This window comes from Acinetobacter sp. BMW17 (assembly GCF_001592855.1).
In the GTDB taxonomy this organism is placed as follows: Bacteria; Pseudomonadota; Gammaproteobacteria; order Pseudomonadales; family Moraxellaceae; genus Acinetobacter; species Acinetobacter johnsonii.
Window position 1 is genome coordinate 1 of the sequence record NZ_LSOD01000053.1, and the last position, 10,716, is coordinate 10,716.

9 protein-coding genes and 2 pseudogenes are annotated in these 10,716 nt (G+C 43.3%); 4 read left to right on the forward strand and 7 right to left on the reverse strand.

Translation table 11 applies throughout. From position 1 onward, the window contains the following. The first annotated feature begins 111 nt into the window (after positions 1–111). Positions 112–927 carry a sulfonamide-resistant dihydropteroate synthase Sul2 gene (gene sul2 / locus AXW61_RS16890; protein WP_001043260.1) on the forward strand — a complete coding sequence of 272 codons (816 nt, stop codon included), beginning with the start codon at positions 112–114 and terminating at the stop codon, positions 925–927. A gap of 86 nt (positions 928–1,013) precedes the next feature. Beyond that, positions 1,014–1,316, forward strand: coding sequence for a phosphoglucosamine mutase (locus AXW61_RS16895; protein WP_000251875.1), 303 nt, complete (start codon positions 1,014–1,016; stop codon positions 1,314–1,316). Positions 1,317–1,491: 175 nt separating this feature from the next. On the opposite strand, the pseudogene AXW61_RS17445 reads toward AXW61_RS16895, so the two are convergent. Next, positions 1,492–2,322, reverse strand: a pseudogene (locus tag AXW61_RS17445) (IS91-like element ISVsa3 family transposase); the annotation flags it as partial. Between the two features lie 63 nt (positions 2,323–2,385). Between AXW61_RS17445 and AXW61_RS16905 the strand changes: the two are divergent. Further along, positions 2,386–3,012 (forward strand): annotated as a pseudogene (locus tag AXW61_RS16905) (IS6-like element IS1006 family transposase); the annotation flags it as partial. A 127-nt stretch (positions 3,013–3,139) separates the two neighbouring features. On the opposite strand, the gene AXW61_RS16910 reads toward AXW61_RS16905, so the two are convergent. Together AXW61_RS16910 and AXW61_RS16915 are read right to left on the reverse strand one after the other, a co-directional pair. After that, complete coding sequence (locus AXW61_RS16910; protein ID WP_000030933.1) at positions 3,140–3,577, reverse strand: hypothetical protein; 438 nt, start codon at positions 3,575–3,577, stop codon at positions 3,140–3,142. A 50-nt stretch (positions 3,578–3,627) separates the two neighbouring features. Further along, the gene (locus AXW61_RS16915; RefSeq protein ID WP_005119228.1) at positions 3,628–6,546 is read right to left on the reverse strand and encodes an AAA family ATPase; all 2,919 of its coding nucleotides are present in this window, start codon (positions 6,544–6,546) and stop codon (positions 3,628–3,630) included. 453 nt (positions 6,547–6,999) lie between these two features. Here AXW61_RS16915 and AXW61_RS16920 point away from each other — a divergent pair, with 453 nt between their 5' ends. Then, positions 7,000–7,530 (forward strand): conjugal transfer protein TraD, encoded by a 531-nt coding sequence (locus AXW61_RS16920; RefSeq protein WP_000963725.1) that lies wholly within the window; start codon positions 7,000–7,002, stop codon positions 7,528–7,530. A 232-nt stretch (positions 7,531–7,762) separates the two neighbouring features. Here AXW61_RS16920 and AXW61_RS16925 read toward each other — a convergent pair whose 3' ends face one another. From AXW61_RS16925 to aph(3'')-Ib, 4 genes are all read right to left on the reverse strand, one after another. Next, positions 7,763–8,173, reverse strand: coding sequence for a hypothetical protein (locus tag AXW61_RS16925; RefSeq protein ID WP_001057867.1), 411 nt, complete (start codon positions 8,171–8,173; stop codon positions 7,763–7,765). A 215-nt stretch (positions 8,174–8,388) separates the two neighbouring features. Beyond that, positions 8,389–8,811 carry a hypothetical protein gene (locus AXW61_RS16930; protein WP_000656635.1) on the reverse strand — a complete coding sequence of 141 codons (423 nt, stop codon included), beginning with the start codon at positions 8,809–8,811 and terminating at the stop codon, positions 8,389–8,391. Positions 8,812–8,952: 141 nt separating this feature from the next. Then, a complete protein-coding gene (locus AXW61_RS16935; RefSeq protein WP_000480968.1) occupies positions 8,953–9,789 on the reverse strand; it encodes an aminoglycoside O-phosphotransferase APH(6)-Id in 837 nt (278 codons plus the stop codon). Beyond that, a complete protein-coding gene (gene aph(3'')-Ib, locus AXW61_RS16940) occupies positions 9,789–10,592 on the reverse strand; it encodes an aminoglycoside O-phosphotransferase APH(3'')-Ib (protein ID WP_001082319.1) in 804 nt (267 codons plus the stop codon). Before aph(3'')-Ib ends, AXW61_RS16935 begins: the two co-directional genes overlap by 1 nt. Between the last annotated feature and the right edge of the window lie 124 nt (positions 10,593–10,716).

Below are 10,716 nucleotides of genomic sequence, written 5' to 3' on the forward strand. Positions count from 1 at the left end.
ATAACTCATTGAGATGTGTCATAGTATTCGTCGTTAGAAAACAATTATTGTGACATTATTTCAATGAGTTATCTATTTTTGTCGTGTACAGAGATTATTATAGAAGCCCCCATGAATAAATCGCTCATCATTTTCGGCATCGTCAACATAACCTCGGACAGTTTCTCCGATGGAGGCCGGTATCTGGCGCCAGACGCAGCCATTGCGCAGGCGCGTAAGCTGATGGCCGAGGGGGCAGATGTGATCGACCTCGGTCCGGCATCCAGCAATCCCGACGCCGCGCCTGTTTCGTCCGACACAGAAATCGCGCGTATCGCGCCGGTGCTGGACGCGCTCAAGGCAGATGGCATTCCCGTCTCGCTCGACAGTTATCAACCCGCGACGCAAGCCTATGCCTTGTCGCGTGGTGTGGCCTATCTCAATGATATTCGCGGTTTTCCAGACGCTGCGTTCTATCCGCAATTGGCGAAATCATCTGCCAAACTCGTCGTTATGCATTCGGTGCAAGACGGGCAGGCAGATCGGCGCGAGGCACCCGCTGGCGACATCATGGATCACATTGCGGCGTTCTTTGACGCGCGCATCGCGGCGCTGACGGGTGCCGGTATCAAACGCAACCGCCTTGTCCTTGATCCCGGCATGGGGTTTTTTCTGGGGGCTGCTCCCGAAACCTCGCTCTCGGTGCTGGCGCGGTTCGATGAATTGCGGCTGCGCTTCGATTTGCCGGTGCTTCTGTCTGTTTCGCGCAAATCCTTTCTGCGCGCGCTCACAGGCCGTGGTCCGGGGGATGTCGGGGCCGCGACACTCGCTGCAGAGCTTGCCGCCGCCGCAGGTGGAGCTGACTTCATCCGCACACACGAGCCGCGCCCCTTGCGCGACGGGCTGGCGGTATTGGCGGCGCTGAAAGAAACCGCAAGAATTCGTTAACTGCACATTCGGGATATTTCTCTATATTCGCGGTTCAGCAGGCATGTCCCCTTTGAGGGCGACCCGACGACAGGATAATCGACCTTATGGTGCGCAAATATTTCGGCACAGACGGTATTCGTGGCAAAGCCAACGAAGGCGCGATGACGGCGGAAACCGCCTTGCGCGTCGGCATGGCGGCTGGCCGTGTCTTTCGTCGCGGTGACCACCGCCATCGTGTCGTGATCGGCAAGGATACGCGCCTGTCGGGCTATATGCTTGAACCCGCGCTCACAGCCGGTTTCACCTCGATGGGCATGGACGTATTCCTTTTTGGCCCGCTGCCGACAACGTATAGGAAGAATAAACGCCCTTTTCACCCAAGTCCAACAGCTTTGGACCGCAGTTGACTCTTTCGACACCCCTGCGATGCAACCCAATCCGGCTGACGGGGAGCCAGCAACGCTGAAAATTTACCCTCCTCTTTCCCACTAGCGGCTCCTTTTCCGACAACCAGCACGGCGGATCCCTGCCGCGGCGCTGTGAACGCAGCATTTTGATTGGTATCGTTGGCCTTCAGGCTCGTCAGTCAAACAGACCCAGGAGCAGCTCAGCCGGTGGCGCCCGGCTTTCGGGTAACGCCCTGGTCCCGCTGGTTTCGGCTTTGTGCTTCAGGTGATCAAGGATCTGCTTGATCACTATAGGGTCTTCAATGCAGGCGATGACTTTCATGGCGCCGCCGCAGCCGCTGCAGGTCTCGATGTCGATATTGAAAACACGCTTGAGCCGTTGCGCCCATGTCATCGACGCTCGCCGTTGTGCTGGTGTTGCCGGTTCATCAGCCACCCTGACCTTGTTGCCCCTGCCCCGTTTTGCCGGCGTGACCAACGCCCGGTGCCGACTGTTGGGTGCGAACACCCCGTGGAAGCGGGTTAGGTTGACTCTGGGCTTCGGTACCAGGGCGGCCAGCCTTGCAATGAAATCCAATGGTTCGAAAATGACGTGCGTGGTGCCGTCCCGGTACGGCGTCTTGAGCTGGTAGCGCACGTTGCCGCCTCGTGTTAACGACAGCCGCTTCTCGGATACCGCCGGGCGGCTGATGTACCGGCACAGCCGTTCGAGCTTCTTGCGTTCATCGGCCCTGGCCGCCACGCCGGCGTGCAGGCTGGACCCGGCTACCTTGCCAATCCCGTCACCGAACGGATCACCACTGGTCGGCAGAGTTTGCAAAGTGAACACCTTTCGCCCCGCCTGTGAACCGACAGCGATACGGTAAGTGATCGAGTGCCCCAGCAGGGGTGTCATCGGGTCGTCATCCACCGCATCCGAGGCCAGATAGCTGTTTTCGACATCCCGTTCCAGCAGGCCTTGCCGTTCCAGATAGCGACCCACCCGGTGGGCGATGGTGTGCGTCAGCGGCACTGTTGCAAATAACCACGAATGGTAAGCTGAAGACTGTTTTAGCTAAAGGTGCAGCATATAAATCCTTTCCATGGTCGGCATTTTCAGGGCGAAATCATTCTTTGGGCTGTGCGCTGGTATTGTAAATATGGCATTAGCTATCGTGAACTGCAGGAAATGCTGGCCGAACGGGGTGTGAATGTTGATCACACGACTATTTACCGTTGGGTTCAACGTTATGCTCCTGAAATAGAAAAACGTTTACGCTGGTATTGGCGTAATCCTACAGATCTGAGCTCGTGGCATATTGATGAAACCTATGTAAAAGTGAATGGACGATGGTCTTATCTGTATCGTGCAGTCGATCAACGTGGCGATACCATTGATTTTTATCTTTCTTCTAGACGTAATACCAAATCAGCATATTGTTTTCTTGGAAAAATTTTAAATAATGTGAAGAAGTGGCAAATTCCACAAGTGATCAACACGGATAAAGCACCCACATATGGACGTGCTTTATCACGGTTAAAACGGGAAGGTAAATGTCCACCAGACCTTGAGCACAGGCAGATTAAGTATAAAAATAACGTGATTGAATGTGATCATGGCAAGCTAAAGCGGATCATCAGGGCCACATTAGGATTCAAATCTATGAAGACGGCTTATGCCACAATTAAAGGTATTGAAGTCATGCGTGCACTACGTAANGGGTGAAGTGTGTCTAATCAACAGGGTTTTCGGTCTCTAAGTACTTTTTAAAGGGAACATCATCGACTCAAATCTCTATTTGCAACAGTGCCAAAAAAACCAACTTCAAGTTGGTTTTTCTTTTTTAATCATCAGTGGCGACCTTAACACCATATCCAATTAAACCTGCAAGGCTAGCATAGGCTATTTTGGCATAAATCGAACCCCACCAGACCGTAATTTTACTGGCACCAAATTCCCGAACCGTTTGCCCCATAAAATTAGTGGTTTCATAGAAATTTTTAGCAGAATAACCTAACGCAATATGATCAAGGACAGGGAATAAACTAAAAGCTAAACCTACTGCTGCTGCGGGGAAAGTAAACTCTCTTGATAGACCGAATTTTCCAGTAATAAATACAAGCGATACCACGATAATTAATCTAATGATAGTCCATAGCATCACTGTGAAAGGCAAGTTAAAGATGCCTGCTCCCTGCCACGCAAGACCGCAAACAACTAACACGATAAAGCCTACAACTATCAGGAATAATACAAATTTATCATGATCATCTTTACTCATTAAAAAGTCTTTTATGGTTTGTTATTTTCACTTGCTTATGCCAGGTGAAGTTAGATTCTAGGTGTATTTCTAGGGGTAGTATTAAGATTGCTTTGCAGCTTCATCTTGTGATTAGGAGCATTCAAATTTTCTTCCGGTGCAGTAATCTTTTGCTTCAATAACTGCTCACGGTACTCGCTATAAACTTCAGTTTTATTGCGGGCAGTAAAACGGTGTGCGCTCTGATCTTTAAACTCTGTGAAGTACCGATCTGAATACTTAACAGAAAGTTTTTCAAATGGAATCTCATATTCCATATCATTGATTCGAGCTTTAATCATTGGTTTATCTTTCATCTTGTAGGCATCAAGAACCTTTAATTCTGTTCCCTTCTCAAAGGTTTCTTTCTTAAAGAATCCAGTCTTGATCTGTAACCCTTCCTCAAGTTTGAGAAGCTCACCTTTTGCAATTTTCATACCTCTAATGCTACCGATCTCATCACCTAAAATAGATTTAGATTTAAGATTCGCACGAACCTCGGTAACAATTTCTTCCTTCGTGAATGTACGATTCTCTGAAGTTAAAGCATGTATCTTCGAGTTAATTCCGTATATCTCCCGCTTATCTTCAATATGGTGGCGGTGATCTTGCAGATATGCTTTGATCAATTTTTCTTGCTTGTCTACTAAAGTGAAGTCTGTAGAAAATTCTTTCTTTTCTGATCGTCCTAGAACTTTTTTGAAGTTTTCAAAAGGTGTAACTTCTTTTTCAACAGGATTGTAATTCTGATCATATGAGATTTTCCCATCTGGACGTTTAACGAATTCTTTTTCATTCGTGGTAAACGACATAGCAGAATAATTAATTTCGACATTATGTTTATGTCGGGTCAAAGCAACATAAGTTAAATTAGCATTCATGTTCTCACTCGCCACAATATAGGCATTATCAACAGTCATACCTTGTGATGAGTGAATAGTATTTGCATAACCATATTTAAATTGGTTGTATTCATTTAAATCTACTTTAATGATCTCATTATTTCTATCTGACTGAACCATCATAAATTTAATGTTATTAAGATTATCTTTTTCAAAACCGATTACTTTTGCTGTTTCACCATTGCTAACTTTTAATTTTGAATCATTCTGCTTAAATACAATTTTTTCTCCGACAGTAATTTCAATATCACCGAAAGCAGTTTTAACATGATTACCAGTAGCAGAAAGTTGACCATTTTTAATTAATACATTTCTTGCCATGCGGTTTAATTCATTCACATCATTATTTGAATGAGCAAGCATTAACTTATTTTCGCTAGAATCTTCACTCCAAGATTTAATAGTTTTGGCTAGTGCTAGATCGTGAGATTCATATTCATTAACAGCATTAATGGTCTTATAAATATCTAATGCTTTGTCAACTTCATGCTTAGATAACAACTTAGATGCTTCAATCATTTTCTCTGATTCCTTCGCATATTTTTGTCGTTGTATATTTTCTAATGAAGCAATATTTTTCTTATCAAGGTTATCTTGAATATGAGCAAAAGCAGAACCAGCACTAACAGCACTTAACTGATAACTATCACCAACAAGTTTTATTTGAGCATCATGCTTCTCTACGATCATGAGAAGTTTTTGCATGTCTCTTGAGCCGACCATCCCCGCTTCATCTAAGATCAAGACAGTCTTATTATTGATCTCAAAATTACCACTTTCATATCGGGCAAGGAATGAAGCAATTGTACTGCTTGGAATATTACAATCGTCAGAAATAGCTCTAGCTGTAATTGCCTGCAAAGCAATACCATGAACTTTATAATCTGAAGTTTTGAAGGCTTCAGAAACAGCACTAAGAACATAAGACTTACCAGTACCAGCCGAACCATTTAGCAATGAGATTCGATCAGTAGAAGTCAAAGTATAATAGGCTGCTTCTTGCTCTCTATTGAATGTTCTTTTATCAGCAATTTTTACAGCATTTAAAGTGAATTTTTCAGTTAAATTAAATGGCTTCTGTACTCGACTTTGCTCATTGGCATTGTAGATAAATGCAGTAATAGAATCTTCAATTCCGACCAATTCTTTTGATGAGAATACAACCTTATCTTTCCCAAACAACATTGCCATATCAGGACAAGTCATTACAGCTTCATAGGCTTTAAGATATTGTTCTTGACTGTCAGTATGAGCCATAACAAAACGCTCAAGATCACGGGCAGTAAATACAGACTGATTAGAAGTTAAAGCTCTAATAACTTCCGAAGGACGCTCAATAATAATTTCGCCATTTTGATGACGTATATTTTTTATATTTTCATTAATGAAATATTTATGATTACTAACATAATCAGCCCTGAAGTTTTGACTGGATAATTCAAGCCCCTGAGCCTTATAACTTCTATGATCTATACGAGCATCAAGACCTAAATTTTCGCAAAAATCGTTTACATGGTTAGCCCATGATAAGCGTGTATCTGCCACAAAAACTTTAGATGAAAAATAGCGATCTTTACCTGCCCCGCCCTTTTCAGGATTAGTCGGATTGTAGCGTTTAAAGTGTTGTACTTCGTCACGATCAATACCATCTAATTTTCTTTCACTAAACATCAAATGAATATGAGGATTTTGTTCACCATCACTTGCTAATGGGCTATGAATTGCATAGGAATATGTGAAGTTTTTACCTAAAGTCTTATCTACAAATTCCTGTACTAATTCTTCACGTTGTTCTTTATTCAATTCTCTAGGCAATGAAATTTCCAATTCAGTATAAATACGTCCATTAATGCGTTCGTTCTTATCTGCTGACTTCCAAAAATGAGCAGCATCTTTAGCCCAATTTGGTAAATTTCCTGATTTTATATTTTCTAAATCTTCTCTTTTGTATTTACCTTCACGATTTATATAAGCGTAATGGCTTGCCCCTCGACTTCCCGAAGAACCGTATTGCCTACCTGATTTAACTGATAAGTGATAAATCGCCATAATTCGCCTATTTTGAATCTGCTTTTTTTGTTTCTCGGAGAGAAACGCGGAAGCGTGCATTCCAACTGCTGTTGTCATGATAACTTCAATATATATTCGCTACAAGGTGATAACCCATAGTTCAGAAACCCCAAATCTGAGGGTCTATAAGTGACACGATTAATAAGGATTTTTTTAAGCTATAAACTGTAATTTTTTGTTATTAGATAGACATTAGGATATTTTTTAAACTAAAGGACTGAAAGCCAATTTTAAAATTTTAAAAATCCTATAAAAAATGATCACCTGGCTAAATATTTTTCAATTCAAGTCATACTCAGAATAAATATTTCTTTAATTGTAAAAGTCAGAAATTAATAATTTAATATGATTTTTGTTGTTTAGTGCTGTAATAGATTTCCTCTATTTTTAGTTATGCTATGATTTAAAAATATTGACAATGAGGAAGTGGCAATGGCTATCGAAAATCTAAAATTTACTGAAGATCAAAAAAAGTTTGTAACTGATGAAATCTCTCGTTTGAAGGGATTAGAGAATAGAAACCAAACTGAAGATTTAATTTTGTCACTTGTTAAAAGTATTGAATCAGGCTCACCAACAAAGCAGCAAATTAGTTCATTTGAACGTGTAATGAAAAATGAATTTAAAAAACATAAAGCACGTTTAGAATTAGAAAAAATTAAGGAAGATGAAAAAAAACTTTTAGCTAGTTTGAAAAAAGATGCTCAAGCTGCTCAAGTTAAAGATCGCAAAAAACGTGAACATAAATTAATTTCAATTGGTGCGCTTTTTGAAATAGTAGATTTCCCAACTGAAGATAAAGGAATTATTACTGGTGTTCTTTTAAAGGCTCTTGAATCATATAAATCCAATCCCCAACATTTTGACAGTTTAAAAATTGCTGGTGACAAATTTATTGCTGATCGGGAACAATCAAAAAAATCTAAATCAACTCTAGTTGATAATTCAGGCTCTACAAATTAAAGAATATTCAAACTGGTAAAAATATAATTTAATTTTTTTCAGTCGCAACCCTGCGGGATTGCTTTGTTAATCCCGCTTATAGGTAACATGGAAGTAGTTGCGGGTCTGCGGTCAGCTAGCCAAAATCACAGATTTTGTCTGCTTCGCTTGCCCCATTCAACAGTAATCAGAGAAGGGAGGATTTTTCAGATTTTTCAGTTCGCAAAGTAGACACTTTGCTCTGCTCTATCGTTTAGGATTCAATATCTTTTTTTGAAAATTCAAAATAAATTAAATCTTTTTTACCTAGCTCAACCATTATTGAATTATAAAAATTGACAGGTAAATTTATAAATTCCTGATGCTCCGACCATAGTGCTTGTTCACCTTTGAATAGATATTTATATCTTGGATTGCCAAGTTCTATACGCTCTTTTTCTTTTGCAATTACTTCCGATCTGATTGCATTAAGCATATCTACAATTTGAATTGCTTTAGGGTCAATTTGATATTCCCTAGAGCTTTTCCCATTAATCCAAAGTTGAGCATCACGGCTATTGTACTTAGTTTCTTCCGTGTGGACTACCTTGTAAAATTCAATTATTTGCTCTGGGCTATATAAACCATTTCTGAAGCATTCAATTTTGAATTGAGCATTATTCATTTTTTCAGTTCCTTAATATTCATTATATGATACGCAATGAACCGCATTTTTTTGAAGCATTAGAAATCTAAACATCAAAAAAATGCGGGTGACTATTACCCCTATTTATTTTCAAATAAGAGCCTTAAATATAATTGCCAATCTTTATATATTAATTTTGAATGCTTCATATTTTCCTCTGTAGTGAATTGACCCCCTTCAGGGGGTCAACTGTTTTATGCGTATGATGATGTATAGCAGCGTTTATAAACTTTTGTACCTGTCGGCAATAATTCAAAATCTAATACTGTTGCATTTGCAGACTGATGAATCACGATATAGTTATCCATGATCTTTTTTTTCATTGGCTCTTTGCTGGTAAATTCATTCGGTAAAGGCACAACATAACCTTGCATTGAACCTGTTGCATCATAAGCCTGTTTAAGTTCACGGATGACACAATATGCCCGGCTTTTCTCAATAACTTGATAGAAGTCTACATTTGTTTGCTCATATCCCCATGAGGTATATAAGATCGTCCCGATCTCTAACTGATCACGGAATTTTTTAATTCGGGCTTTTTGTTCTTCCTTGTTCTTGATGGCGTTTTGATGGCTCAAGTTGTCTGATTGAATATTTTGAGAAACAGCTTCTTTCATACGTTCAACTGTTTTAAATCTAGTGTAGATAAAAGGGGGTCGTTTGCGGGAGAGGGCGAAATCCTACGCTAAGGCTTTGGCCAACGATATTCTCCGGTAAGATTGATGTGTTCCCAGGGGATAGGAGAAGTCGCTTGATATCTAGTATGACGTCTGTCGCACCTGCTTGATCGCGGCCGCGATAGCTAGATCGCGTTGCTCCTCTTCTCCATCCGCGTTCCAAGCTGCGGAAAGGCACCCATAAGCGTACGCCTGGTCGAGCAGGCGACGCGGATCGACGTCCAGCGCACGAGAGAATGCGTCCGCCATCTGTGCAATGCGTCTAGGATCGAGACAAAGGTCGTCTCTGTCAGCCGGATCGTAGAACATATTGGCGGCGCCAAAGCCCACTTCACCGACCAGACCGACGGGATCTATCACCAGCCAGCCGCGACTGGAGAACATGATGTTTTCATGATGCAGATCGCCATGTAGCCCACGCAGTTCCGAGGCATTGCTCATCATTTGATCGGCTATAATCGCCGCGTGGACGTAGTCAGTTTGACAACCTGCGTTTTGATCATCGCGCGCCCGCTGAAACAAAGCTGCAAAGCGATCCCGGATCGGGAGAAGGGCAGAAGGCAGGGGTTCCTCAGATGCGGCATACAGCTTCGCCATTAGTTCCGCTGCAATTTCGGTCGCCTGGTAGTCGCCGTGCTCGGCAACGATGTGAGAGAGCATTCGCTCCCCGGCATATTCGAGCAACATCAGATTGTTCTCACGACCGAGCAACCGGACTGCTCCCCTCCCATTGCGCCATACCAGATAGTCGGCCCCGCGCAGTTCATCAGCAATGTCTTCTATAGGTTTCAATCCCTTGACGATTGCAGGAGTCCCGTCTGGCAATGAAACTTTCCAAACGAGGCTGGAAAAGGTGTCCGCAATGAGAACAGGTTGCGAAACGTGCCAATGAGCAGGAAAAACAGGCGGCATGAACATCAACCCCAAGTCAGAGGGTCCAATCGCAGATAGAAGGCAAGGCGTTCGCGGTCGGGGGCTTCGATCCCCAATACATTGAATAGGACAGCGAAGGCGCGCTCTGCTTCATCTGGCGCTGCCCAGTTCTCTTCGGCGTTAGCAATCATGAGTGCCAAATCGGCATAGCGATCTGCTGTTCCGAGCCGCCCAAGGTCGATCAGACCCGTGCATTGAAGAGTTTTAGGGTCCACCATGAAGTTCGGCATGCAGGGATCACCATGGCAAACAACCATATCGGTGCGCTCTTGGTCGAGCCGCACCGGTAGCTCTCGTTCGACACGAGCCAAAAGATCGAGCTGCGGCGTACTCTTGTCCTCGTCCGGTAAGAAGTCGGGATTGACGGCATTGCGGGACACCACATCAACGGCGCGTCCGAACATTCGCGACAGCCTGCGCTCAAACGGACATTGATCAACCGATAGGCTGTGAACAGCGCCAAGTTGCTGCCCCATTGACGGCCACGCTTTGAGCAAATCCGCTCCAGACAGATCAGCCGCCGGTACTCCCGGAATTGCCGTTATCACCAAGCATGCACCCTCCTGTTCCTCCTGCCAGTTGATCACCTCGGGGCAAGCCACACCTCGACCTTTGAGCCAAATGAGGCGGTCACGCTCTCCAGCGAGCTCACCGCGGCGGGAAGCAGGTGCGATTTTCGCGAAGGCATGCCCGTCACCACGTCGAAAAACAAAATCACCAGATTCTCCGCCTCTGACAGGCAACCAGTCAGAATGCGATTCACCAAAAAAAATATTAGTTCGATTCAATGGAGGTTCCTTCAGTTTTCTGATGAAGCGCTCTGTACACGACAAAAATAGATAACTCATTGAAATAATGTCACAATAATTGTTTTCTAACGACGAATACTATGACACATCTCAATGAGTTATA